Raw genomic sequence first — 26,992 nt, 5'->3', positions numbered from 1 at the left:
AGGAGATGTCCGTTGGCCAGGTCATAGCTGGAAACTGTGCGTATTCCATTACCAGCCAGTTCCTCGAGGACCTGGCCGGCTGCGCTGTATTCAATACCGCCGACGAGGGTTTCGACGGTGTTGCACTGCGCTCGTTGCAGACCAATCTCACGCAGCTGACCTATGCAGTCATGGCGCAAATGCCGGGTATGCCCCTTGGCATCCATCTGACTCAGCACTTCACCGGTTGCCGCGAAACGCCAGTTGCAACGTGCGCCTTCACCCGGCTCCAGTAGCAGATCGCACTCGGCTTCTGCGTCTGGCCAATCAGGTGCTTCAAGGCTAGCAAGAAAATGCCGGACTTCTTCGAGGACCGCGCCGGACAGTCCATACTCGGAAATCAACCGGCTACCCGCCGGATCATCATGGCGCACCGGCTGGCCGCTGCGATTGTGCATGGCGTCAATCGGCGTATAGCGTCCCCAAGTGATGCGCTCCGCGTAACACTCCGGCTCGCCACTGATGTGCTCAGCAATAGCCACCGGCCTCAGCAACAGATCGTATTCGATCCGCCGATGCCACCCTCGCTGATCCCACATTTTAACCGCCAGCCCATCAGGACCTGGCAAGCTCAGCTGCCAGCCTGCATCGACGCTATCGCTGCACAGTGACTGGCCTGACAGACTGTAAATGGTGCGCAGGTTTACCGGCACTTCGGGATCAGTGAGGGATGAAACAAACAGTCGAGGATCGCGCTGCTCGCAAAGCCGCCCAGCCACGTCATGAACCTGATGCGTAACCCGCGTCTCTAGCAAACCGCCCGTCGCGCGGCGATGATAGGCCAGTTCACGAACGGCCAACCCGCGGGGTTCGATGACGGTGATTGAAGGCGTATGGCGATGCAAATCGTGGCGCTCGAAAGAAGAGAGGCCACTGCCAATCTAGATGCACCGCAGACTAGCGTCTACTGACAACAATGACAGTAGACCGCGCTCAGCGCCCACCGCCCAAGTCGACAAACGTCCCAGTCGCATAAGAAGCCTTGTCCGACAATAACCAGATTATCGCCTCGGCTACTTCATCCGGCCGACCGCCGCGAGCCATGGGAATGCCTGATTCGAGCTTGCTGACCCTTTCCGGATCCCCGCTCAATGCATGAAAGTCAGTAAAGATATAGCCGGGCCTGACCGCGTTAACGCGAACCCCTTCACCGGCCACTTCTTTGGACAAGCCGATGGTGAAGCTGTCCAGCGCACCTTTTGAAGCCGCGTAATCCACGTATTCATTCGGCGAGCCCAAGCGCGCCGCGACCGAGGACACATTGACGATGCTGCCGCCCTGCCCGCCGTGCTTGGGCGACATGCGCAGGATGGCGTGCTTGGCACAGTGGATCGGCGCCAGAACGTTGGTCTTGAGAATTTTGAGAACGCGAAATTCGGACATTTCATCGACCCGGGACTTGTGCCCCACGGTGCCGGCGTTGTTGACCAGTGCGGTCACCCGGCCAAGCTCTGCATCCACGCGATTGAACAGGGCGATCACTTCGTCCTCGATGCTGACGTCAGCACGAATGGCGATGGCTTGCGCGCCGAGTGCGCGGACCTGCTCCAGAACGTTGTGCGCTGCCTCTTCATCGGATTGGTAATTGATGCAGATCCGATAGCCCAGCCCCGCGGCCAACAATGCGGTGGCAGCCCCGATGCCGCGGCTGCCGCCGGTGATGACGATGACTTTTTCCATGCTGCCTGTTCTCCCGCTTCACACCTGTGCAGTCGGAGCAAAGGATAACCGCCATCGGGGTTTTTTGCATGACCTGTAGCAGCTGTCGAGCCTGCGAGGCTGCGTTCGGCGGCGCAGGCGTCGCAGGCGTCGCGAGATTATTGGCTGAGGTTGTTCAGGTAAAGGGTGTTGGCCGGTTTGACGACGGCTGCGCCGCGGGACGCAGCCTCGTAGGCTCAACAGTTGCTACGGAATGTTTCAACCGGCAGCCAACTGCTCTCCACGAATGATATCGACCATAAACCGATCCGCCGGGAGCGGGTGGCCCAGCAAATAGCCTTGCAGCGAATCGCACCCCAGCTGCGTCAGGAAATCCTGCTGAACACCGGTTTCCACACCTTCGGCAACGATGCGCAACCCCAGTGCCTGACCCAGCGCGACAATGGCGGACACGATGGCCGCATCGTCGCTGTCATGTTCCAGATCGCGGACGAAGCCCCGGTCGATTTTCAGCTCGTTGGCCGGCAGGCGTTTAAGGTACATCAGGCTCGAATAACCCGTACCGAAGTCGTCGATGGACAGATCAACCCCCATGTTTGACAGCTCCTGCAACACGGTCATGCTCGCATCGGCGTCGCTCATGGCGGTGGTTTCGGTGATTTCCAGAGTCAGGCTGTTAGCCGGCAAATGGTGAGTGGCCAAGGCCTTGGCGACACTTTGCACGAGCCCGGCATGGCAAAACTGCAGCGCCGAAAGATTGACCGCGATACGCCAGTCGGTATAGCCAAGGACGTACCATTCGCGCATCTGCCGACAGGCTTCGTTGAGCACCCATTCGCCAATCGGGATTATCAGGCCGGTTTTCTCTGCAAGATCGATGAACTTGTCCGGTAACAACATGCCTTGCGTCGGGTGCACCCAGCGCAGCAGCGCTTCGGCACCAACCGGGCGGCCGTTGCTCGCGTCAAATTTGGGTTGGTAATAAAGGCTGAACTGGCACTGATCCAATGCCGTGCGCAAATCCTGCAGCAGTTGCAGTTGCTTGCGCGCGTTGCTGTTCATCGACGCATCGAAAAAACTGTAGCCGTTTTTGCCAGCACCTTTGGCGTGATACATCGCCGCGTCGGCATTCATCAGTAGCTCATCGGCGGTTTCACCGTTGCCCGGATACAGCGCGATACCCACACTTGCGGAGATCTGCAGGTCATGTTCGGCCACGCGGAACGACCGTGCGATCAAGCCGACTTGCCGCGCGGCCAAGGCCAAGGCGTCGTTCGCCTCCTCCAACTGCACCAGCAGCACGAACTCGTCGCCACCGATTCGTGCCAGTGTGTCCGGGCTCCGTAAATCCTCACGCAGACGCAGGCCGACTTCGCGCAGCAACTGATCGCCCATGTGATGGCCAAACGCGTCATTGACCGGTTTGAATCCGTCGAGATCAATGAACATCAACGCAAAGCAACCGCCCTGTTCCTGCACCCTCGCCATCGCCTGGTCAATCCGGTCTGCCAGCAGCATCCGGTTTGGCAGGCCGGTGAGGTTGTCGTGCAAGGCCAGCTGCCTGAGCTCTCGATTGGCTTCAGTCAACGAAGCGGCCAGGCTGGCCGTTCGTGCTTCCAGTCGCGCGTCGAGGATCGACGTGAGCAACGCGATGCTCAGCACCGCCAGCGTGGTGACAAGCACCAGGCTGTCGAGGCCTTTGCCGTTGAGGCCATCGACTGCCGCGCCGCAGAAACTGCCGTCCGGAAAACGCGCAGCGGCCATGCCGGTGTAGTGCATGCCGACGATGGCGATGCCCATGATCACCGCCGCGCCACCTCGAATCAGGCAAACATAGGGCGAGTGCTGGCGCAGCCGAAAGGCGATCCACAGCGCCGCCCCCGACGCGCCGACGGCGATCAGCAACGAAGCGCTGAACAGTGTCGGATCGTAATCGATGCCCGGCTGCATGCGCATCGCAGCCATACCGGTGTAGTGCATCGCGCTGATGCCGGCGCCCATCACCAGCGCGCCGAAGGCCAACTGCCAGACCGGCAACTGCGGTTGACTGACCAGCCACAGGGCGAAGCCGCAGGACAAGACCGCCGTGATCAGTGACAACGCGGTGAGCGTCACGTCGTAACCCAGGTCGATTGGCAAATCGAAGGCGAGCATGCCGATAAAATGCATCGACCACACACCGATCCCCATGGCAATAGCGCCGCCCGCCGTCCAGAAATGCACGGCCCGACCTTTGGCGGAGGCAATGCGCCCGGTCAGATCCAGTGCGGTATAGGAGGCCAGAATCGCCACGCAGAGCGAGACGACCACTAGCGAGGTGGAATAAGTACCGGTGAGCATGAAGGTTCTGTTTCTCGAGACTGAACACGCCGGATTGCTTCCATTCGCGGCGATGCAAAACGCGCGAGTGTATAGGTTCCCCCGAGTAACGCACTGACAAAATAACCAAAACGCCAGCAAGCCGATGAAACGCTTGTTTCAAAATTTTACTTCAACGACGAAAGCCCCAAGTCCGTAGCAGCTGCCGAGCCCGCGAGGCTGCGTCCGATGGCGTAGCCGTCGCCAGACAGTCAGTTCGCGGCGACAGGTTTACGACCGCTGCGCGCTCTAACGCAGCCTCGCGCGCTCGGCAGCTGCTACCACGATCAGCGTTTTTCAGGCGCCTGCAGCGCGCCGACCCAGCCGCCGCCCAGTGCTGCGATCAATTGGACGCTGGCGATCAAACGGTTCTGCATCAAATCGAGCATATTGCGCTCGTTGTTCAGCGCGGTCGCCTGCACGACGACGACATCGAGATAGGCAATCACCCCGGCCTTGTATTGGTTTTGTATCAGGCGCAACGATTCTCGTGCCGCGTCCAACGCCTGCTGGCGAACGGCCGATTCGTCTTCCAGAACTTTAAGCTGCACCAGATAGTTTTCCACTTCTCGGAACCCGTCGAGCACGGTTTGCCGGTAGGCAGCAACAGTCTCATCGTAGGCCGCCTCGCTGCGATCGACTTCCGCCGAGCGCTGACCACCGTCGAACAAAGTCATCGCCAGTTGTGGGCCAACCGACCAGAAGCGGTTAGGCACACTGATCCAGTTGTTGGTCGTGCTGCTGCTATAACCGCCGTTCAGACTCAGCGTGAAGTCCGGGTAATACGCCGCTTTGGCGACACCGATGTTCGCGTTGGCCGCCATCACCGAACGCTCGGCCGAGGCGATATCCGGCCGCCGCTCGAGCAATTGCGACGGCAGCTCCAATGGCACAGCAGGCAGTGCAGGAATGTCCGTGGTTTCGGCAATGCTGAACTCAGCCGGTGGTACGCCAGTCAGCACCGCGATGGCATTCTCGAACTGTGCCCGTTGCCAGATCAGGTCAACCATCTCGGCTTCGGTGCTTTTCAGTTGTGTTGTCGCCTGCGCCACCGCGTCTTTGCCGGAAACACCTGCGCGATACTGGTTTTCGGTCATTTTCAGCGAGCGCTGATAGGCCTCGACAGTGGCCTGCAACAGGCGGCGCTGTTCATCGATCACGCGTAACTGAAGGTAGTTCTGCACCAGTTCCGACTGCTGACTCAGGCGCATCGCTGCCAGATCGGCAAAGCTCGCCTCGGCATTCGCGGTGTCGGCTTCGAGCCCCCGGCGCAATTTGCCCCAGACATCGGCTTCCCAACTCACGCCGGCCTGGGCCGTGTAGGTGTCGCGAATACCGCTGGAGGAGCTTGTCAGGCTGGAACTACTGCTGCCGGTGCCCTGGCTTGAACGGTTTTTGCCGACACTCAGATCCACCGTCGGGAAAAATGCCCCACGCGCGCTGCGGACCAACGCTTGCGCCTGGCGATATTGTGCTTCCGACTGCGCAACCGTCTGGTTGGAGCGGTTGAGTTGCTCGATCAGCTCATTGAGCTGGCGGTCTCCGTACAACTCCCACCAGGCCCCACGTGCCAGGGAATCGCTCGGGTTGGCCTGACGCCAGCCAGCCGCTTCCTTGTATTGCACCGGTGCGGCGGCCTGTGGACGCTGGTAATCCGGGCCGATGGCGCAGCCACTGAGCAGCGCCACGCACAGCGTGAGGCTCAGTAAACGCGACCCTCGCACGGTGATCAGCGATGTAGGCAGACGGGTGAGCGAACGGTCAGTCATAACGGGGTTTCCAAAGCAGCATCGGTACGCACCCCACGCCAGTGGTTGAAACGATGGCGCAGTTTGTCGAGATAGAGGTAAACCACCGGAGTGGTGTAAAGGGTCAGCACCTGACTGAAAATCAGCCCGCCGATAATGGTCAGGCCCAGCGGCTGGCGCATTTCCGCACCTTCGGCACGGCCGAGCAGCAGCGGCAAGGCGCCGAGGATCGCCGCCAGCGTGGTCATCAGAATCGGTCGCAGGCGTTGCAGGCAGGCACTGCGGATTGATTCAAGCGGCGCCAGGCCCTGATGCCGCTCCAGTTGTAAGGCGAGGTCGATCATCAGAATGGCGTTCTTCTTCACCACGCCAATCAGCAGGAACAGCCCCAACAACGAGATCAGGCTGAATTCACCGCCCAGCACGTAGATCGACAACAACGCGCCGACCCCGGCCGACGGCAAGGTCGAGAGGATGGTCAGCGGATGAATATAACTTTCATACAACACGCCCAGCACCAGGTACACCGCCACCAGCGCCCCCAGAATCATCCACGGCTGGCTCTTTTGCGTGGCGGCAAACGCGTCGGCAGTGCCGGACATTTTCGCGATGACTCCTTCCGGCAAGCCAACCCGGGCGATGGCCCGCTCGATGGCAGCGGTGCCCTGCTCCACCGTCACGCCTTCGGCCATGTCGAACGAGATGTCTTCGGAGGCGAACTGACCTTCGTGGCTGACCCGATCTTCTGCCAGGCTGTTTTCGTAGTGGGCAATCGTCGACAACGGAATTCGTGCGCCGTCGGCGGTGATGACCTTGACCTGGTTGAGGGTAATCGGGTCCTGCGCGTACTTCGGATTGACCTCCATAACCACCTGATACTGGTTGAGGCTGTCGTAGATCGTCGAGATCTGCCGCTGGCTGTAGGCGTTGTTCAACACCGACGTCACCATGTTCATGTCGACGCCCAGGCGTTTGGCCTGATCACGGTCGACAATCAGCGTCACCTGCTGCGCGCCGCTCCCTTCGCGAGCATCGATCGCGGTCAGCTCCGGCAATGCCTTCAGCGCCGTCACCACTTTTGGATACCACGCGCGCAACAGGCTCAGGTCACCGCTTTGCAGGATGTAGGAATATTGGGAGGTCGTCTGTTCGCGCCCGCCGCCGAATTGCAGGTCCTGATCGGCCATCAGCATCAGCTGCGCTCCGGGGACCTTGGGCATTTCTTTGCGCAGTTGTTCGATGACCTTTTGTGCATTGACGCCGCGTTCCTTGATTGGTTTCAGACGCACGAGCATGAAGGCGTTATTGGTACCGTTGTTGCCACCAATGAACCCCGCGACGCTTTCCACTGCGGGATTCTTCAACACCTCGCGGCGGAAAATCTCCATTTTCGGCTGCATCACGGTAAATGACAGCCCGTCATCACCGCGGACAAAACCGATCAGTTGACCGGTGTCCTGCTGAGGCATAAATGTCTTGGGAACAACGACATACAGCGCGATGTTCACGCCGATTGTGACGATAAGGCTGAGCAACGTCAGGCGTCGATGACGCAATACCCAATCAAGGCTGGTAGCGTATTTGCCGACCATCCAGTCGTTGGTACGCTGACTCCAGCGTTGCAGACGATTTTCCTGGCCCGGCGAGTGCGGCTTTAACCACCGCGCGCAGAGCATCGGCGTCAGCGTCAGCGAGACCACCAGCGAGACGATGATGGAAGCCGCCAGAGTGATCGAGAACTCCCGGAACAGACTCTCGACGATACCGCCCATGAACAGAATCGACAGGAACACTGCCACCAGCGACACGTTCATCGACAGAAGGGTGAAACCCACTTCTTCCGCGCCCAGGTACGCGGCCTTCATCGGCGGCACGCCTTGGTCGATGTGCCGGGAAATGTTTTCCAGCACCACGATGGCATCGTCGACCACCAGCCCGGTCGCCAGAATCAGCGCCATCAGCGACAGGTTGTTCAGCGAGAATCCGTACAGGTACATCACCGCAAAGGTGCCAACCAGCGACACCGGCACGGCGAGTGTCGGAATCAGCGATGCGCGGAAATTGCCGAGGAACAGGTACACCACCAAAATCACCAGAGCCACGGCAATCAGCAAGGTCATCTCGGCCTCGTGCAGCGTAGCCTTGATCACCGGCGAGCGGTCCATCGCCAGATTCAGCTTCACACTAGCCGGGAGCACCGCTTGCAAGGCCGGCAACTGCGCCTTGATTTCGTTGACCGTCTCGATGATGTTGGCACCGGCCTGCCGGTTGATCACCAACAGCACGGCAGCATCGTTATTGAAGAAACCGCTGTTGTAACGGTCCTCGACACCGTCACTGACCTTGGCCACGTCCTTCAGGCGCAGCGCGGCACCGTCCGCATAGTGAATAATCAGTGACTCGTAATCCTTGGCCTTTTCCAGCTGATCGTTAGCCTGCACCTGCCACAGCCGCTCGCCGTCTTCGACCGAACCTTTGGGTCGTCGCACGTTGGCATTGGCGATGGTGTTGCGCACATCGTCCAGCGCCACGCCGTACTGGTTGAGCGCCTGCGGCTCGAGCTCAATGCGCACCGCCGGCAACGAACTGCCGCCGATCTGCACCTCACCGACGCCCTGCACTTGCGACAGGCTCTGCGACAGAATGGTCGAGGCCAAATCGTAGAGCTGGCCCTTTTCCAGCACGTCCGAGGTCAGCGACAGCACCATGATTGGCGCCTGGGAGGGGTTGACCTTCTTGTAGGTCGGCATGCTGCGCATCCCGCTGGGCAGCAGGTTGCGTGAGGCGTTAATCGCTGCTTGCACCTCCCGCGCCGCGCCGTTGATGTCGCGGTCGAGGTCAAACTGCAAAATAACCCGGGTCGAACCCTGGCTGGAGCGGCTGCTCATGGTGTTGACGCCGGCGATGGCGCCGAAGGAACGCTCCAGCGGGGTTGCCACGGTCGACGCCATCACCTCGGGACTGGCCCCGGGCAAACTCGCCTGCACCACGATCACCGGGAAATCCATCTGCGGCAGCGGCGATACCGGCAGCAAGCCGAAACTCACGCCGCCCAGCAGCATGATCGCCAGGCTCAGCAACATGGTGGCGACCGGGCGCTTGATGAACGGTCCGGACAGATTCATGGCTGCTCAACCACGGCTGCCGGCTCGGATTTGCGCCCCCAGCGGCGGCCGAGACGGTCGAAGTACAGATAGATGACCGGCGTGGTAAACAGCGTCAGCACCTGGCTCAGCAGCAGGCCGCCAACCATGACCAGACCCAACGGCTGACGCAGCTCCGCGCCGGAGCCGGTGGCCAGCATCAAAGGGACAGCGCCGAACAACGCCGCCAGTGTGGTCATCAGAATCGGCCGGAAACGCAGAAGCGCCGCCTGATAGATCGCCGTTTCCGGGTCCAGGCCCTGATTGCGCTCGGCGTCGAGGGCGAAGTCGATCATCATGATCGCGTTTTTCTTGACGATACCGATCAGCAAGATGATGCCGATGATCGCGATCATCCCCAGATCGTTGCCGCTCAACAGCAACGCCAGCAAAGCGCCAACCGCCGCCGAGGGCAAGGTGGAGAGAATCGTGATCGGGTGAATATAGCTTTCGTACAGCACGCCGAGCACGATGTACATGGTCACCACGGCAGCCAGAACCAGCAGCAAGGTGCTCGACAGTGACGCCTGAAAAGCCTCGGCCGCGCCCTGGAACTGGGTCTGCACGCCAATCGGCATGCCGATGTCCTGCTGCACCTGCTCGATGATCTCCACGGCGTGCCCCAGCGCCACGCCGGGCGCCAGGTTGAAGGACATCATCACCGCCGGAAACTGGCCAATGTGGGTGATCGCCAGTTGCGCCTGTCGCTCTTCGATACGCGCCAGGCTCGACAGGCGTACCTGCCCGCCATCGGTAGTTTTGACGTGAATCTGATTCAGCGCATCCGGGCCGATTTTCTCGCCCGACTGCGATTGCAGGACCACCCGGTACTGGCTGGCCTGGGTGTAGATAGTGGAAATTTGCCGCTGACCAAAGGCATCGTAAAGCGCATCGGTAATATTCGACACCGATACGCCGACCCGCGACGCCGCATCCCGGTCGATCACCAGATAGACCTGCAAACCTTTGTCCTGCAGGTCACTGGCAACATCGGTCAGCTCCGGCCGCAGAGCCAAAGCCTCAACCAGTCGGCCGCTCCACAGGCTGAGCAATTCCGAGTCCGGCGACGACATGCTGAACTGATATTGCGTGCGGCTGACGCGGTCTTCGATAGTCAGGTCCTGCACCGGCTGCATGAACAGGCGAATGCCGGGCAGTTTGTCCAGTTCGGGTTGCAGACGACCGATCACTTGCGTCGCGCTCAAGTCGCGATCGCTGTGAGGCTTGAGGTTGATCAGCAGGCGTCCGCTGTTGAGCGTCGAGTTGTCACCGTCCACGCCTATGTAGGACGACAGGCTTTCAACTGCCGGGTCCGCCAGAATCACTTTCGCCAGACCTTGTTGACGCTCGCTCATCGCCGCAAACGAAATCGACTGCGGGGCCTCGGAAATGCCCTGGATGACCCCGGTGTCCTGCACCGGGAAAAAGCCCTTGGGCACCACCATGTACAGAAACACGGTCAAGGCCAGCGTACCGACAGCGACCAGCAGCGTGAGCGGCTGATGCTTGAGAACCCACGTTAACTTGCGCCCGTAAGCAGCGATCATCCAATCAATTGTTGCGCCACTGGCACGGTAGAAACGGCCCTGCTCTTCTTCCTTCGGCTCGCGTTTGAGCAAGCGTGCGCACATCATCGGCGTCAGTGTCAGAGACACCACCAGCGAGATGAGAATGGCCACCGCCAGGGTGATCGCAAACTCGCGGAACAGACGCCCCACGACGTCGGCCATGAACAGCAGCGGAATCAATACCGCGATTAGCGACAGCGTCAGGGAAACCAGGGTAAAGCCGATTTGTTTGGCGCCCTTGAGCGCCGCATTCATCGGGCTTTCGCCTTCTTCGATGTAGCGGGAAATGTTCTCCAGCATCACGATGGCATCGTCGACCACAAAACCGGTGGCGATGGTCAACGCCATCAAGGTCAGGTTGTTGACCGAAAATCCCGCGAGATACATCACGCCAAAGGTCCCGATCAGCGACAGCGGCACGGCCACCGACGGAATGATCGTGGCACTGAAACGCCGCAGGAACAGAAACGTGACCATGACCACCAGCGCGATGGCGATCAGCAGTTCGTGCTGCACGTCGGTGACGGAAGCGCGGATAGTCTGGGTGCGGTCGGTCAGTACGGTGACATCCAGGCCAGCGGGCAGGTTGTCAGTGATGCTCGGCAATAACGCTTTGATTCGATCAACCACTTCGATGACGTTGGCACCGGGCTGGCGTTGAATGTTCAGCAGCACGGCCTGGTTTTCGTTGGCCCATGCAGCCAGACGTTCGTTCTCTGCCCCGTCGACGATTTCCGCGACATCCTTGAGCCGCAGCGGCGCGCCATTGGCGTAAGCCAGGATCAGGTTGGCGTAATCTTCGGGCGAAGTCAGTTGATCGTTGGCGTCGAGCATCGATACGCGCGTCGGGCCGTCGAAATTGCCTTTTGGCTGGTTGACGTTGGAAGCGCCGATCAGCGTGCGAACATCCGACAGGTTCAAACCATTGGCGGCGAGCGCTTCGGGGTTGACCTTGATCCGCACCGCCTGACGCTGACCGCCGGCAATACTGACCATGCCGACGCCGCTGATCTGGGCGATTTTCTGCGCCATGCGCGTGTCGACCAGGTCATTCAGTTTGGGCAGCAGCATCGTTTTCGACGTGATGGCCAGCGTCAGTACCGGGGTGTCCGCCGGGTTGACCTTGTTGTACACCGGCGGCGCGGGCAAATCGTCTGGCAGCAAATTGGTCGCCGCATTGATCGCCGCTTGCACCTGCTGCTCGGCGACGTCCATGTTGATGTCGAGACTGAAACGCAGCGTCAGCACCGAGGCGCCGCCGGAGCTGGTCGAAGCCATCTGGGTCAGGCCGGGCATCTGCCCGAACTGACGCTCGAGCGGCGCAGTGACCGCACTGGTCATCACGTCCGGACTGGCGCCGGGGTACATCGTCATCACGCGGATGGTCGGGTAATCGACCTGGGGCAAGGCCGATACTGGCAGCAGGCGATAGGCAATCACACCGGCCAGAATAATAGCCAGCATGCTCAGGGTCGTCGCTACCGGACGCAGGATAAACAGCCGCGAGATGTTCATGCGCCGCCCTTTTTCGCCTTGTCGGTAACGCTCACATCCGGCGCCGTGGCGGCCGATTTGCCCTGCAGGTGTTCAGTGGGGGTGGTCGGCACATCCTTGCTGTCACTGACCACTTCCACTTCGCTGCCTTCCTTCAGACGATCGGTGCCTTCCAGGACCACGCGGTCACCGGCAGCCAGACCCTCGGTCACCACCGTATGCTCGCCATCGCTGGCGCCGATTTTCAATGCGCGGATCGTGACCTTCTTGTCGCCGTCCAGTGCATAGACGAAGGTGCCATTGGTGCCGAACTGGATCGCGGCCGAAGGCGCCAGGACCACGTCTTTCAGCGTGTCAGCCAACAGATGAACGTTGACGAACTGATTGGGAAACAGGGCCTGATCGCGGTTGTCGTAACGGGCCTTGAATTTGAGGGTGCCGGTGGTCACGTCGATCTGATTATCGAGGCTCTGCAGCACGCCGGTGGCCTGGATTTTAGTGTCGCCACGGTCCCAGGCTTCGGCGGGGAGTTTGGCACCCGAGCGGTAACGGGTCAGCACCACGTCAAGGCTGTTTTCCGGCAAGGTGAAGGCGACGCTGATCGGTTGTGTCTGGGTGATGATCGCCAGCGCAGTGGTGTCATTGGCGGCGACCAGGTTGCCGACGTCGAGTTGACGCAAGCCGACGCGGCCGGCAATCGGCGCGCGTATTTTGGTGAATTCCAGGTTGAGTTTGGCATCGTTGACCGCTGCCTGATTGGTTTTCACAGTGCCCTGATATTGGCCCACCAGCGCTTCGGCGGTGTCCAGCGTCTGCTTGGCAATACTGTCTTCGCGGAACAAACCGCGGTACCGCTCGACATCGACCTGAGCGTTTTTCAACTGTGCCTGATTCTGCAGCAACGTGCCTTGGGCCTGGAGCAAGGCGTTCTGGTAAGGACGTGGATCGATTTCAGCCAGCAGATCGCCCGCCTTGACCATTTGCCCTTCTTCGAACGAGATCTTGATCAGCTCGCCGCCGACCCGGCTGCGCACGTTGATGGTGTTCAGCGCCGTCACCGTGCCCAGCGCCTTGTAATAGAGCGGGAAGTCGCCCCTCACTGCTGGCGCCACACGTACCGGAATGGCCCCCGCTGCGCCGCCGAAGCCTGGACGCATGCCACCCGCCCGGCCGGTTTGCCCGGCAGCCGCTTTCTGCCCGGCCCCTTCTTTTGGCGCAGCGCTGTTCGGCCAGAATTTCCAGCACAGCACAGCGACGACCAACAGGACGAGCAAGCCGAATAGCCAGCGACGGGAATTACGGGGAGAGGATTGCATTGAATGATCAACCATTGGGCGCGAGAGCTTCTTTTACAGGAGGCTGAACGATAAGCACTGGAGCGACTTAAGCAAAGCGCCTTTACCGGCAATTTACCTTCTGCTTACGTAACAGGAGATTTAACTAAAGCGTTGAAGCACAAATGAAAACGGCCTGGCGGAGGGGCCAAGCCGTTATCAATTGTAATGGTTTGCTTATTTCAGAACAGACAGAGCCGCTTCGTAGTTCGGCTCTTCAGCGATTTCCTTGACCAGTTCGCTGTGCAGGACATTGTCATTTTCGTCCAGTACCACGACGGCACGGGCGGTCAGGCCTTTCAACGGACCGTCGGCTATTGCCACGCCATAGCTTTCAATGAACTCGGCGCCGCGCAGGGTCGACAGGTTCTGCACGTTTTCCAGACCTTCAGCGCCGCAGAAACGGGCCTGAGCGAATGGCAGGTCAGCAGAGATGCACAGCACGACGGTGTTGGCCAGTTCATTGGCCTGGGCGTTGAACTTGCGCACCGAAGTGGCGCAGGTCGGGGTGTCGACGCTTGGGAAAATGTTCAAAATTTTGCGCTTGCCGGCGAAGCTCGCCAGGGTCACGTCGGACAGATTGCCGGCCACCAGAGAAAAGGCTGGCGCCTTGGAACCGGCTTGTGGCAGTTGGCCGTTGACTTGAACCGGATTGCCTTTGAGAGTGACTTGAGCCATGAACGGAGTCCTTCTGAACGTTGATATGGAAATTCGACGAGGCAGAAGTTAACCATGAAATGCGCCGGGGACCTATGGCCGGATACAAAATGGAAAGGTTCACCTTCCGTTCACACTATTACGGGTGGTCAGTGGCGATGATTTTCTGCATCTGTAAGAATCACCGGCTGCTGCCGCTGCGTGCAAATAACTCGAATCAATCCCCCTGCTGGTGCCCCCCACGTTTACTGCTAACTTCAGTAGAACGCTTCACTGCGTTTGCTTGATTCAATGTCATTTTGGCTATCAGGAATTTTCGATATGCACGGTGCAATTCGCGCGGCGGGCTACAGCTTGATGATCTTGTTCGTGAGTTGCGGCGTGGGCGCTCAGGACCTTGCCGGCGGTGACAAAACCAGCTTCAGCGCAACTCCGCAGGAAGCGCGGGCAATCGCCAAGGAGGCCTATCTTTATGGTTTTCCGATGGTGGAGATGTACAAAACCCTGTACACCCAGGCCGTAGACGACCAAAGCCAGAATTTCAAAGCACCGCTGAACCAGATCGGCAACACTGCCACGGCTTTCACCGCACACGACACCGCATTCGTCACACCAAACGCCGACACGCCCTACTCGTTCGTCTGGATGGACCTGCGCAACGAACCGCTGGTATTGACGCTGCCGCCCATTGATGAAAAGCGCTATTACTCAGTACAACTGATCGACGCCTACACGCAGAATTTCGCCTACCTCGGCACGCGGAGCACCGGTAATAACGGCGGTCGATTTTTGATTGCGGGGCCGGACTGGCAGGGTCAGCCACCCGACGATGTTGATCGCCTGCTGCGCAGTGAAACCAATATTGCGTATGCGCTATACCGCACGCAGTTGTTTGATGCCAACGACTTGAGCAAGGTCAAGGACATCCAGGCAGGCTATACCGTTGAGAAGCTTAGCGATTATATGAAACAGCAAGCCCCGCCGCCGGCGCCGAACATTGATTGGCCAAAACCCGCGCCCACCATGAGCGACACCCCTGACCTGTTCCGCTACCTGAATTTCATGCTGACATTCGCTCCGCCTCAGGACGCTGAAAAACCGTTACTGGCGCGTTTCAAAGAGATCGGCATCGAGGCCGGCAAGCCCTTCATTGTCACTGATCTGAGCCCCGATCAGCGCCAGGCACTGGAAGACGGTATCGCAGACGCCAAGGCGGAATTCGCCACGCTCAAAAAAGCCCGGATCGATACTCACCAGGTCACCAGCGGTGATTTTTTCGGCTCACGCGATCATCTCAAAGGTAATTATCTGTACCGCTACGCGGGCGCCAATATGGGGATTTTCGGTAATTCTTCCGAAGAGGCTGCCTACATCGGCTATTTTGCTGACAAGGAGGGCCAGCCGTTAGACGCCTCCAAAAGGAGTTACACCCTGCGGTTTGACAAAGACGCCCTGCCCCCGGCCGAGGGGTTCTGGTCATTGACGATGTACGACGGCAAAAACAAACTCCTGGTAGCCAACCCGCTGAACCGCTACCTGATCAACTCGCGAATGTTGCCGGAGCTGTCCATGGATACCGACGGGGGTCTGACGCTTTATGTGCAACGCGACGCGCCAGCCGAGGCGCTGCAGAGTAACTGGCTGCCGGCGCCGGACGGGCCTTTTTTCGGAGTGTTACGGCTGTATCTGCCGAAACCTCAAGTGGCCGATGGTCAGTGGAAAATGCCGTTGTTGACATCGGGTAGTCGTCAGGAATAAGTGCTTGGTACCGGAGGAAGCGAACCTCCTCCGGGCCCCTTGGAAAAATATCCAGCAAGCTCAGCGCATCATTCTGACTTCAGCTTCACGTACGACTGATGCATGTCCGCCGCCCAGCCATCGATCACGGCTTTCACATCATCAGCTTTCATGACTTGGGCCTCATTCTCCAGCGGCTTGCCGATGCCTTTGCGCACCACCTGCGCCACGACATTGTTGCTGCCGCCATCGAGAAACACTGCTTCCGTGGCCAGATCGGTTTCCTGATCACGAATACCGGTGGCAGTGCTCACCGCCGCCGCTACCAGAGCAATCGGAATCACTTCGTAAGGTTTGAGGCCTTCGGTCTTGCTGCTGACTGCCGTAATAGCGGCTCGAACTACGATCACGCCGGGGCCAGGGCCGGCCGCAAGTGGCAGTGATTTGCTGATTTCGCGTTTGAGCGCTTGATCGTAGTAACTGGTAATACCGTTCAGCGTCGCTTGAGGAATTTTGGCGGTCGCCTGCGGCTGGGGATAGAGCTGGGTTGGTTCGATGTAGACGCTGGTGAACTTGTCGATGTCGATCTTCGGGTCGATCCAGCGCATTACCGTCGCACCCGAAGGTGATTTGGTTTCGCGTAACTGACTATAGTCCTTGAGAAAGCCGGAATACTGGTCTGGATCAACCACTTTGCTGGAGCAACCCACCAATCCAATTGAGACCACACACAGGGTGCTCACCATCACTGCTAGCTTCATGCTGTAACTCCTGGGTCGACAATCGTCTGAAGACGGGTGTTACAGGTATAGCCAATGATGAGTTATTTGTTATGAAAATCGAAAAATTCATATAAAAGAGCACACCGCTGCACGGCTAGCACGACCTCATCGTGATCAACCGCGCTCGCGGGGGATCAGGCTCTGCAACTGCTGGGCGAGGAAATTCGCGTCAAACGCAAACGTGTCCGGGTCTTTCAAACCGTTGGTTTTGCGCCATTGCCAGCTGTTCGATGGCGGTTGGCACACCAGCGAGATGCTGCCATAACGCGCGGCAGTCAGGCCCATCACTGCCAGCGAAATCTGGCCGGCGGAACCCATCACGTCAGGCACGAATTCAACAGGCTTGCCGGCGATCACGATGCTCAGCTTTTCCGTCTTGAACGTAGACGTCTCCACTGGAGCGCTCGGCCCTGAAGCAACGTACGTCTCGCGGCTGACTACCAACAGGTTCGGCGCCTTGACCGGCTCCAGCCATTGCTGGATCTCATCGAACAGCGCGCCAATGCGCGTCGCCCACACGGCCGATTGCGACTCGAACTGTTGTTTCTTGTGCGCTTCACTGTCTGCATAGAGACGAAGCATTTCGCCCAATTGCTGTACGTCGTCCATTGCGGTGATCCTTTGATTCAAGCGGTGCTACGGACATTGAGCATGGCAGATGCGCGACCGCGGCGTACGACTAAAACGCCTGAGCGGTCAATCCGTTGATGGACCGCCAGACGTAGGCGCCGGCCGACCGATTGATCATGCCCCGAGCGTACGCCGCAGACGGGCCATGCTTAACGTGTCCACCAGTCTGCCGTCGCGCACCGCATAGTCGCGGAACAGCCCTTCAGTCTCGAAACCGAACTTGCGGTACAAGCTAATGGCAGCTTCATTGTCGGCGTACACCGAGAGCTCGACCCTTTGCAGGTTCATCCAGTTGTCGGCAATGTCCAGCGCCGTCGCCAGCAGTTTCGAGCCAACGCCTTTGCCCTGCCATGCCGGCAGCACGCCCATGCCAAAGCTGCCGGCATGACTGCGGCGCACGCGCGAAAATTGTTCCAGGCCCATGTGGCCGATGACTGTCCCCTGATGCAGCGCCACCAGCTTTACAGCGCGCTCGTCCTCTGCCGCCAGACGCTTGCGCCAGATCTCGGTCGATTGGAAAGGCATTTGCAGGACCTGACGGGTCACCGCCGGGTCGTTATAGAGCGCGGTGACACCCTCGATGTGAGATTCGTTGAAACGTTCGAGCGTGATGACGTTGTTGCTGACAGGCATGGGTGATTCTTCCTTGAGATCCTTATGGCCATTCACTCTACAACGTGTTCTGCCGCCAAGGCGACTAACTCGCCCCGCTTGCGAATGCATTGAGCACTCCCTATGTACTAGGCGTCTGCCGAAAACTCACCGCCAGCCGATTCCAGCTGTTGATGGTGTTGACCGCGATGGTCAGGTCTACCATTTCACCGTCACTGAACTGCTCACGAGCCTCTGCGTAGACAGCGTCCGGAACCCGCGTCTCGGCGAGCAGGGTTACCGCTTCGGTCCATGCCAGCGCCGCCCTTTCGCGCAACGAAAAAAAGTTGCTGTCGCGCCAGACGACGATCGCATAGAGCCGACGCTCAGTCTCGCCCAGGCGCCGTGCGTCGAGCGAATGCATGTCGGTGCAAAAGGCGCAGCCGTTGACTTGCGAGGCGCGGATCTTGATCAGGTGGAGCAAAGCGGGTTCGATGCTCAAGTTGCTGGTCAAGGCTTCCATGGCAATCATCGCTTTCATCGCTTTGGGCGATGCACTGTAGTAATCCAGACGTGGATTCATGCCGGCCTCGGGATTGGATAGGTGCAGTCCACCTTAGGCTCAGACGGGCGGGCGTTACAGATCCAATTCTGCGGAATACCGGTGGACCATCTGTCACAGCACGCCAATCGCGGGTTTTTTCTCTACGCAACTTCTGCCGACTGGCGCATGCGGTACTCTTTGCGACGGTCTGCTGAACGCAGGCATGCGCGAATTCAAAGCGCTCTCTTCGGCCAAGGAGCCCTTGTCGGTATGGAACTTCATGTAGTCATCAACGGCCGCAAGGACCTCGCAGGCCAGCTCTACAACCAATTGCGCAGTGCGATCGAATCCGGTCGTTTGGCAGCGGGCACACAACTGCCGCCCAGTCGATTGCTCGCCGAGCAACTGGGGATTTCGCGCAAGACCATTTCCGATACCTACGCGCAACTCACCTACGAAAACTTCCTCACCGGCGTGATCGGCAAAGGCACTTACGTGAATGCGCGGCCGGCAAAAGTCATGCGCAAGCAAAGCCATAATGAGCTGGCCAGTTTTGAGGTCATCGAGTCGTGGCGCAACATGCCAGAGTTTCTACGCCACCCTACGCTGGAAGCGTGCCTGCGCTACGATTTCATCGGCGGCGCCACCAGCAGAGGCCAGTTTCCTCAGGATGACTGGCGACGCTGCACCGCCCACGCCCTGCGTCAGGTCGGCGCTGCCAAAGGGCTTTATAGTGAGTCCGAGGGCCTTGCGCCGCTGCGCAGTGCGATTGCCCGACACATCGCGTTTTCACGCGGGGTCATTTGTCAGGACAAAGACGTAGTGGTCTGCAACGGTGCGCAACAGGCGCTGGACCTGATTTCGCGTGTGACGACGCGGCCTGGCAGCCTGGTTGCCGTCGAAGATCCCGGTTATCCGCCCGCGCGACTGCTGTTCGGGTCTCACGGGGCCACGGTTGTCGGCGTGCCGGTGGACGCCGAGGGTATTCAGGTTGAGCTGATTCCGGACGGCACTCAGCTAATTTATGTGACACCGTCGCACCAGTTTCCCCTCGGCATGCCGATGAGTCAGGCGCGTCGCGTAGCGCTGCTGGAACGGGCGCACGAACTGGGCGCACTCATCATCGAGGATGATTACGACAGCGAATTTCGCTACGAGGGACGGCCGACCGATTCGCTGCAAAGCATGGACGAGCGCGGGATCGTCGCCTACGTCGGGACGTTTTCGAAAACCCTGCTGCCCGAGCTGCGCCTCGGCTACACGATTCTGCCGCCAGCGATTCTCGACGCCGTTATTCGCGCCAAACACCTCACCGACCGCCACACCTCTACCCTGCCCCAATGGACGCTGGCCAAATTCATTAGTGAAGGCTGCCTGCTCAAGCACATCCGGCGCTGTCACACCATTTACGCCGGGCGCCGTGAACGCATTCTGGTACGCATCGCCAGTGATCTTTCACCGTGGCTTGAAGCCGTGCCGATCACGGCCGGTTTTCACATGGTGCTCATGTGCAAAGTCCCGGTAGACCTGGCATTGGTCGTGGAGTTGGCGAGAAAGGTCGAGGTCGGGCTTTACCCTATCGCCCCCTTTTTCTACGAGCGAGCATCACAAAACGGCTTGTTGATGGGATTTGGTGCGATCGAAACCCTGGACATCGATATCGCTCTGGACCGACTGCGCGACATTCTCCAGCAGGTCGCCTGAGGCATTGGTCTGGCGCTTTATCCGGCGATTGGTTATTGGCGATGAAGGGATGCAGGCCTATTCTGCATGGGCGTTATCTCTCAGTGAGCAGGATTCGTCCGGCCTGATTCAGGAGTGTGAGTAATGTCCCCCGAAGTGATCAATACCGTAAAAGTCCAAGCCGCCGCTGGACGCTCGGAAGAGCTTGGCAGGCAATTGCAGAAAATTGTCGAAACCCTGCGCGAACTGCCCGGCTGTGACTCATATATGGTCGACCGCTGTCCCGAAGACAGTAACCGCTGGACGGTCAGCGCACGTTGGCAATCGGAAGCCGCCATGCACATGCATTACAACTGCCCCGAAGTGCAAGGCTTCATCGGCCTGATCGATAGTCGCTTGGCCAACAGCGTCGACTTCAACAGTTTTCCCCTCGTATGAGCGCAAATTGGTCACCTTGTCTTCACGAGTATTGGCTGTTTGATTGCTCAGGCTGGCAAATTACTGTGGGTCCAACAACCAACACCACGGGTAATTAACCATGAAAGCCTTGCGTTTCTGTGCTGCCTGCATCGCCGTTGTGACGCTGAGCGTTGCGCCCTCGACTTTCGCCGATGAGACCGAAGATCCTTCGGAGAAAGTGAAGGTGTTGCAAGAACAGATGCTGAAAAACGTGCCCGGCAAGAAAGCGATGATGATCGAGGTCGACTACAAGCCCGGCCAGTCATCCATCGCTCACAAGCACGAGGGTACAGCGATGGCTTACGTACTGTCCGGCGCTGTCACCTCTCAGGTTAAAGGTGAGAAGACCCACACCTATAAAGCAGGCGAATATTGGTACGAACCTGCTGGCTCGGAACATCTGGTGTCGAAAAACGCCAGCACGTCAGCGCCCGCGAAACTTCTGGTATTCATGGTGCTGTCCCCCGACGAGAAAGTGTTGGTCCCATTGGAAAACTGATAGCTGCGGGATCAGCCATGAATAAACCGGCTCGAATGATTGATTCGGGCTCGTTGCGGATATTAACGAACAGTAGATAGTGCAAGTTCGGGCGTAATGAAACAGGCTAAAAGTTGTCTTGAGGCGAATGGCTCAATCGCTGGCAAGCCAGCTCCAGGTTTTGCGTTGACCACAGATTTGCGAGCGCCATCAACCTTGGAGCTGGCTTGCCAGCGATCAGGGATCGCGCCCGTACCCTGAATCTTCAGACACAAAAAAACCCCGCATCTCTCAATGCGGGGTTTTTCATTCAGCCGTCGATCAGACCGCCGGCTCCAGCTCGGCGTTGGCCGTAGCAGGGGCCGCAATGACCGCCTGCCCGCTCAACGCCAGATCCAGCAACTCGCGGTTGGCGACTGCGTACATGGCGTAGTCAGTGCCGCTTGCTGCACGGATCTCCACCAGCATGGCGCGCCAGCGGTCGATCATGCTCTTGTGCTCTTCCATCCACAGTGCCAGGCGTGTTTCCACGTCCTGAGTGCCGTCGCCCTGTTGCAGGACGGAGATGGTGATCGCACGTTGCTGCCAGTCGACGTCATCGCGGAACGCTTCACGGGCCAGGGCCTGCCAGTTGTTTTCAACCGGCAGAGCGCTGATCTGTTGCAGGTACCAGGTGATGTCCAGCGCACTGCCCACGGCGAAGTAAGCCTTCGCCACGTCCGCAGGGTTCTGGCCGGTTACGTCGGACGCTTCGATGATCGGCAGCAGCGTATATAGGTGCGAAGTACCCGCCACCATACGCGCAAGCAACTCCGGCACACCGGCTTCGACGTACGCCTCATAACGCGCCTGCCAGTTTTCGTGGATTTCGCCACTCAGCAGTTCGTCGAGCTTGAGACCCAGTTCCTTCAGATGCGGACCAAAGTGCGCAACGTCACGGGCAGCGTTCTGCTCATTGCGACGGGCACGCAGGAACCAGCGCGTAGCACGACGGCCCAGGCGCATCAGCTCGTCCATCAGCTCCAGTTGCACGTCGGCGGAAACCTGGTAATCCAGGGCTTCTATTTGGCGGAACCAGTGCGGAAGGTGAAAGATATCCCGAACAATTACATACGCACCCGCCACATTCGCCGGGCTCATGCCGGTCGACTCTTTGAGTCGCTGCACGAAAGTGATGCCCATGTGGTTGACCAGATCGTTGGCGATCTGGGTGCTGACGATCTCACGCTTCAGACGGTGACGACGCATGGCTTGCGAGAACTTGCTCACCAGGCTTGGCGGGAAAGCGGTTTCCATGTCGCGCGTCAGGTAGTCGTCATCCGGAACCTGAGAGTTGAGCAGCGCTTCTTTGAGGTCGATCTTGCTGTAGGAGATCAGCACCGACAGCTCGGCACGGGTCAGGCCGTGGCCTTCCGCGACACGCTCGTTGAGCGCCTCTTCAGCCGGCAGGAACTCGATCGCGCGATCCAGCTTGCCGCGACCTTCCAGGTCGTTCATCAGACGCTTGTATTCGGCAATCCGCACGAAGGCACGACGGGCCGCCAGCGACAAGGCCTGAGTCTGCTTGTAGTTGTTGCCGAGCACCAGATTGCCGACTTCGTCAGTCATGCTGCCGAGCAACTGGTTACGTTGCTTCTCGGTCATGTCGCCCGCCTGAACCACTTCGTTCAGCAGAATCTTGATGTTCACTTCGTGGTCGGAGCAGTCCACGCCACCGGCGTTATCGATGAAGTCGGTGTTTGAGCCACCGCCATTCAGACCGAATTCGACACGACCCAGTTGGGTCATACCGAGGTTACCGCCCTCGCCCACGACCTTGCAGCGCAGTTCGTTGCCGTTCACGCGCAGCGCATCGTTGGCCTTGTCGCCCACATCGGCGTGGCTTTCGGTGCTGGCTTTGACGTACGTACCGATACCGCCGTTCCACAGCAAATCCACTGGTGCCTTGAGCAAGGCGTTCAGCAGTTCGGTTGGGGTCAGCTTGTCAGCCTTAATGTCGAAACGCTCTTTCATCTGCGGGGAAATCGCGATGCTTTTCGCGCTACGGGAGAAGATCCCGCCGCCTTCGGACATGATGCTGGTGTCGTAATCCGTCCACGCCGAACGCGGCAGATCGAACAGGCGCTGACGCTCGGCGAAGCTGTTCGCTGGCGTAGGGTTTGGATCGATGAAGATGTGCAGGTGGTTGAAGGCAGCGACCAGTTGCAACTTGTCGGACATCAACAAACCGTTACCGAACACGTCACCGGCCATGTCGCCGACGCCGACTACGGTGATGCTGTCTTCCTGAACATTGATGCCGCGCTCACGGAAGTGGCGTTGAACGCCGACCCATGCGCCCTTGGCAGTGATGCCCATTTTCTTGTGGTCGTAACCGGCCGAGCCACCCGACGCAAACGCGTCGCCGAGCCAGAAGCCGTAGTCGATGGCGATGCCGTTGGCGATATCGGAGAAGGTTGCAGTGCCCTTGTCCGCCGCAACCACCAGGTACGGATCATCGTCGTCATGGCGCACGACGTTGACTGGCGGAACCAGTGCGCCGTCCTTCAGGTTGTCGGTGATGTCCAACAGGCCCGAGATGAAAATGCGGTAGCAGGCGATGCCCTCGGCCGCGATCTCGTCACGGCTGCCGCCCAGCGGCAGGCGACGCGGCAGGAAGCCACCCTTCGCACCCACCGGCACGATGACCGAGTTCTTCACTTGTTGGGCTTTAACCAGACCCAACACTTCGGTGCGGTAATCCTCTTCACGATCGGACCAGCGCAGACCACCGCGAGCAACGTTGCCGAAGCGCAGGTGCACGCCTTCGACGCGCGGCGAGTAAACGAAGATTTCAAACTTCGGTACCGGCTTCGGCAGCTCTGGAATCTGGTGCGGGTTGAACTTGAAGCTGAAGTAGGATTTGTTCTGACCGTTGGCATCGGTCTGGTAGAAGTTGGTCCGCAGTGTGGCTTTGATCAGGTCCAGGTAGCGACGCAGAATACGGTCTTCGTTCAGCACCTGAACGTCGTCCAGTGCGGTCAGAATCGCCTGTTCCAGACGTTGCTGCTTGTCTTCCAGATCATCGCTGGACAACTTGCGCGCCAGGTAGAAACGGGTTTTGAACAGCCGGGTCAATTCGCGAGCAATGTCGGTGTGGTTGTTCAGGGTGCTGGCGATGTAGCCCAGGTCGAAGCCCAGACGGATCTGCTTCATGTAACGGGCATAAGCGCGCAGCAGCGCCACGTCGCGCCACGGCAGGCCGGCGGTCAGCACCAGACGGTTGAACGCATCGTTTTCAGCATCGCCACGGACGATGTGCACGAAGGCGTCCTGCAAGGTGTCGTTGAGTTGCTGGATGTCGAGTTCCAGCCCTTCAGCGGCGGTGAACGCGAAATCATGAATCCAGAACTCGCGGCCATTGTTGTGGCGCAGGCGATAAGGGAACTCACCCAGCACGCGCAGGCCGAGGTTTTCCAGAATCGGCAAGACGTCGGACAAGGCCAGCGGGGTGTCGGCGTGATACAGCTTGCAGTGCAGCTCACGCTGACCGGACACCTGGCCCAGTGGCTGATAGAAGCTCATCACCAGTGGATTTTTTTCGGTCAGGCTCAGCAGGTGCTGCATATCGACCACCGCCGAATGCGCAGCGAAACGCTCGCGGTACCCCGCCGGGAAGCCTTTCGGGAAATCGGCCAGCACGTTGGTGCCGCTGGCTTCGCCGAAGCTTTCGACCGTCAGGCTGGCGTAGTCGTCCTGCCAGCTGCGGCAGGCTTGCACCACTTCTTTTTCCAGCAGAACCGGGTCGATGTCGAGGCGGTTCTTCGGGTCGACACGCAGAATCAATTGCACGCGAGCCAGCACGGACTCGGAGAAGAAGGTCCAGAACTCGCAATCGGACGCTTTCAGGCGATCCATCAGCACTTGCTGGATTTTCTGGCGCACTTCGGTGGAATAGATGTCGCGCGGCACGTAGGCAAGGCAGTAGCAGAAACGGCCGTACGGGTCTTTGCGCAGGAACACGCGAATCTTGTTGCGTTCCTGGATCTGCACGATCGACATCACGGTGCTGAACAGCTCATCGACCGGCGTCTGGAACAGGTCATCACGCGGCAGCACTTCGACAACCTGCGCGAGTTCCTTGCCCAGGTGAGCCTTGGCCTGGAAGCCCGAACGGCGTTCGATTTCCTCGACCTTGCGGCGGATATACGGGATGACCCGCACACTCTCGCCATACACCGACGAGGTGTACAGGCCCATGAAACGGCATTCCTTGATGACTTTGCCATCGGCATCGATTTCGCGGATCGACACGTAATCCGGGTAAGCCGGGCGGTGTACACGGCTTGGATGCGCCGCTTTGGCAAACGACAGCAGGGTCGGTTCACGCAGGTAGTTCACCGCGTAATCTTCGATCCGCAGGTCTTCGTAGGTCAGGCCGCTGCGCAGCAGTTTGGTCAGACCGAGGAAGGAATCCTGGTCATAAACGATGTGGCCGCCGTCGGCTTCATCGCGCACCACGAACTCTTCGTAGCCGAGGAAGGTGAAGTGGTTGCCCACCAGCCATTCCAGGAAACTTTTGATTTCAGCTTTTTCTTCAGGATCGGCAGCGAACTGGCTGTTGTCCAGACCGGTGAGAATTTCGAGGACCTTGGCTTTCATCGGCTCGAAATCGGCGACCGCAACGCGGACTTCGCCGAGAACCTGCTCGAGCTCTTTGCTCAGAACATTCATTTCGGCCGCATTGGCGCAACGGTCGATTTCCAGGTACATCAGGGATTCTTGCAGGATCCCTTCGCCCTGCGTGCCCTTCGGCAGGATTTCCAGCAACTCGCCCTTGCTGCCGCGACGCACGCTCAGCACGGTGGTTTGCAGGGTGTGAATGCTGTAGCCGCGACGGTTCAGTTCGGTACGCACCGAATCCACGAGGAATGGCAGGTCGTGGTGCAGCACTTCCACTGCAGTGTGCGTGGACTGCCAGCCGTGGCGTTCGTAATCAGGGTTGTAAACGCGCACCTGCGGCTGCGCGTGATCGAAGCGCTCAAGCAGGCGCCATGCAGAAAGGGTGCAGCCAGCGAGGTCGGACAACCGACGCTGCGTCAGCTCGTCCAGGGAAATGATGCCGAAGAATTGTTCAGCGAACAGCGCCACTTGTGGCAGTGCCTGTTCACTGATGTGCTGCGCCAGTGCCGCTTGCAGTTGGTGCTGGAAGTCGGCTTTGCTGGCTGCGGTGAAGAACGCCATCTGTGGTACTCCGCTTGGGCTTGTTATTGATGGAAGCGTCGCGTGCAAAAACCCCTTTCGGGGCAATCCGTCGCCCTGTTCCTGATTCTCGGGCAGAGGAAACAGGGTGACAGGTGGGTGAAGCTGGACGAGACACTCAGGTCACATTCACCGTCCATGAATGGGCATCTGCAAAAACGACTCTGCGATCAATTGCACAATGTCTTTACAGGTATCCATTCGATGCGCAGCTTAACCAGTGCGGCAAGGCCCGTGCTTGCGGTGCAGCGACATATTCGGTCATCGGAATGCAGGTTATGGACCGAGCCTGGAACAACACTAGCAGCCACAGCGCAAAATGGCCGGTTTATCCCAGTATTTGCGGCACTTGCGTACCGGAAATGACCAGCAACACACCGGTTGCTCGCGACACATCCTCTGACACCCTGACGAGCATTAATTCCCGGGTGCTGGCAGAATCGCCTTTTATCATGCTCACAACGCTCGCCGAGTCAGGATTACCCTATGCAAATGACCACCGCTCTCTTGATCGTCAACCCTTGTGATGAGGAAGAAGACAATATGGCCATGCTCGCCTGCCACAGCGAAAAGGGCGAAATGTTCCTGATGACACGTTATCCGGACGAGGATGAGCTGGAAATTACCCTGGATGGTGAGCCTTCGACGCTGGACGGTGTGAAAGCCACCCTCAGCCCTACCCGCCTTCTCATCGAAATTGCCGCTGGCGATGCGGATGCGCTGAATGGGGATGATTCGCTGGAAATTACGCACAGCACGGATGCGGGGGATCTGGCAGAGGTTGAGGAGACTTTGCAGAATATTCTCAGGGGGAATGGGACTTATATCAGCGAGCTTTGATGGTGCC

Annotated in this window: 17 protein-coding genes and 1 pseudogene; 5 read left to right on the top strand and 13 right to left on the bottom strand. The window is 59.0% G+C overall.

Going from position 1 to position 26,992, the window contains the following annotated elements; all coding sequences use genetic code 11:
* The 8 genes and pseudogenes from DU29_RS0104360 to tpx form a co-directional block, all read right to left on the bottom strand.
* Window positions 1-839: pseudogene (locus DU29_RS0104360) on the bottom strand (RHS repeat-associated core domain-containing protein); the annotation flags it as partial.
* A 133-nt stretch (window positions 840-972) separates the two neighbouring features.
* On the bottom strand, window positions 973-1,719 hold the full coding sequence (locus tag DU29_RS0104355; protein WP_028620611.1) for an SDR family oxidoreductase: 747 nt from the start codon (window positions 1,717-1,719) through the stop codon (window positions 973-975).
* Window positions 1,720-1,956: 237 nt separating this feature from the next.
* The gene (locus DU29_RS0104350; RefSeq protein WP_028620610.1) at window positions 1,957-4,038 is read right to left on the bottom strand and encodes a putative bifunctional diguanylate cyclase/phosphodiesterase; all 2,082 of its coding nucleotides are present in this window, start codon (window positions 4,036-4,038) and stop codon (window positions 1,957-1,959) included.
* 305 nt (window positions 4,039-4,343) lie between these two features.
* Window positions 4,344-5,825 carry an efflux transporter outer membrane subunit gene (locus tag DU29_RS0104345; protein ID WP_028620609.1) on the bottom strand — a complete coding sequence of 494 codons (1,482 nt, stop codon included), beginning with the start codon at window positions 5,823-5,825 and terminating at the stop codon, window positions 4,344-4,346.
* Window positions 5,822-8,929, bottom strand: coding sequence for an efflux RND transporter permease subunit (locus tag DU29_RS0104340; protein WP_028620608.1), 3,108 nt, complete (start codon window positions 8,927-8,929; stop codon window positions 5,822-5,824). The genes DU29_RS0104345 and DU29_RS0104340 overlap by 4 nt, the downstream gene beginning before the upstream one ends.
* A complete protein-coding gene (locus tag DU29_RS0104335) occupies window positions 8,926-12,030 on the bottom strand; it encodes an MdtB/MuxB family multidrug efflux RND transporter permease subunit (RefSeq protein ID WP_028620607.1) in 3,105 nt (1,034 codons plus the stop codon). The genes DU29_RS0104340 and DU29_RS0104335 overlap by 4 nt, the downstream gene beginning before the upstream one ends.
* A complete protein-coding gene (locus DU29_RS0104330) occupies window positions 12,027-13,340 on the bottom strand; it encodes an MdtA/MuxA family multidrug efflux RND transporter periplasmic adaptor subunit (protein ID WP_028620606.1) in 1,314 nt (437 codons plus the stop codon). The genes DU29_RS0104335 and DU29_RS0104330 overlap by 4 nt, the downstream gene beginning before the upstream one ends.
* Before the next feature lie 180 nt (window positions 13,341-13,520).
* Window positions 13,521-14,021 (bottom strand): thiol peroxidase, encoded by a 501-nt coding sequence (gene tpx / locus DU29_RS0104325; RefSeq protein WP_028620605.1) that lies wholly within the window; start codon window positions 14,019-14,021, stop codon window positions 13,521-13,523.
* A gap of 300 nt (window positions 14,022-14,321) precedes the next feature.
* Here tpx and DU29_RS0104320 point away from each other — a divergent pair, with 300 nt between their 5' ends.
* Window positions 14,322-15,758, top strand: a complete 1,437-nt coding sequence (locus tag DU29_RS0104320; protein WP_028620604.1) for a DUF1254 domain-containing protein — start codon at window positions 14,322-14,324, stop codon at window positions 15,756-15,758.
* A 68-nt stretch (window positions 15,759-15,826) separates the two neighbouring features.
* Here DU29_RS0104320 and DU29_RS0104315 read toward each other — a convergent pair whose 3' ends face one another.
* The 4 genes from DU29_RS0104315 to DU29_RS0104300 form a co-directional block, all read right to left on the bottom strand.
* The gene (locus DU29_RS0104315; RefSeq protein WP_028620603.1) at window positions 15,827-16,498 is read right to left on the bottom strand and encodes a DUF3313 domain-containing protein; all 672 of its coding nucleotides are present in this window, start codon (window positions 16,496-16,498) and stop codon (window positions 15,827-15,829) included.
* A gap of 135 nt (window positions 16,499-16,633) precedes the next feature.
* A complete protein-coding gene (locus DU29_RS0104310; RefSeq protein WP_028620602.1) occupies window positions 16,634-17,128 on the bottom strand; it encodes a hypothetical protein in 495 nt (164 codons plus the stop codon).
* Between the two features lie 135 nt (window positions 17,129-17,263).
* A complete protein-coding gene (locus tag DU29_RS0104305; protein ID WP_028620601.1) occupies window positions 17,264-17,782 on the bottom strand; it encodes a GNAT family N-acetyltransferase in 519 nt (172 codons plus the stop codon).
* 100 nt (window positions 17,783-17,882) lie between these two features.
* Window positions 17,883-18,323 (bottom strand): carboxymuconolactone decarboxylase family protein, encoded by a 441-nt coding sequence (locus DU29_RS0104300; RefSeq protein WP_028620600.1) that lies wholly within the window; start codon window positions 18,321-18,323, stop codon window positions 17,883-17,885.
* Between the two features lie 231 nt (window positions 18,324-18,554).
* Between DU29_RS0104300 and pdxR the strand changes: the two genes are divergently transcribed.
* From pdxR to DU29_RS0104285, 3 genes are all read left to right on the top strand, one after another.
* A complete protein-coding gene (gene pdxR, locus DU29_RS0104295; protein WP_028620599.1) occupies window positions 18,555-19,988 on the top strand; it encodes a MocR-like pyridoxine biosynthesis transcription factor PdxR in 1,434 nt (477 codons plus the stop codon).
* A gap of 123 nt (window positions 19,989-20,111) precedes the next feature.
* The gene (locus tag DU29_RS0104290) at window positions 20,112-20,405 is read left to right on the top strand and encodes an antibiotic biosynthesis monooxygenase family protein (protein ID WP_028620598.1); all 294 of its coding nucleotides are present in this window, start codon (window positions 20,112-20,114) and stop codon (window positions 20,403-20,405) included.
* A gap of 100 nt (window positions 20,406-20,505) precedes the next feature.
* Entirely contained in the window at window positions 20,506-20,925 is a 420-nt protein-coding gene (locus tag DU29_RS0104285; RefSeq protein WP_028620597.1) for a cupin domain-containing protein, read from the top strand.
* 300 nt (window positions 20,926-21,225) lie between these two features.
* Here DU29_RS0104285 and DU29_RS0104280 read toward each other — a convergent pair whose 3' ends face one another.
* Complete coding sequence (locus DU29_RS0104280) at window positions 21,226-26,127, bottom strand: NAD-glutamate dehydrogenase (protein WP_028620596.1); 4,902 nt, start codon at window positions 26,125-26,127, stop codon at window positions 21,226-21,228.
* 504 nt (window positions 26,128-26,631) lie between these two features.
* Between DU29_RS0104280 and DU29_RS0104275 the strand changes: the two genes are divergently transcribed.
* Window positions 26,632-26,985: a hypothetical protein gene (locus tag DU29_RS0104275; protein ID WP_028620595.1), complete on the top strand. Its 354-nt coding sequence runs from the start codon at window positions 26,632-26,634 to the stop codon at window positions 26,983-26,985.
* The last annotated feature ends 7 nt before the right edge of the window (window positions 26,986-26,992 follow it).

The sequence above is a fragment of the Pseudomonas sp. Ant30-3 genome, from assembly GCF_000690905.1.
In the GTDB taxonomy this organism is placed as follows: domain Bacteria; phylum Pseudomonadota; class Gammaproteobacteria; order Pseudomonadales; family Pseudomonadaceae; genus Aquipseudomonas.
This window is presented reverse-complemented; position numbering and strand designations above follow the sequence as displayed.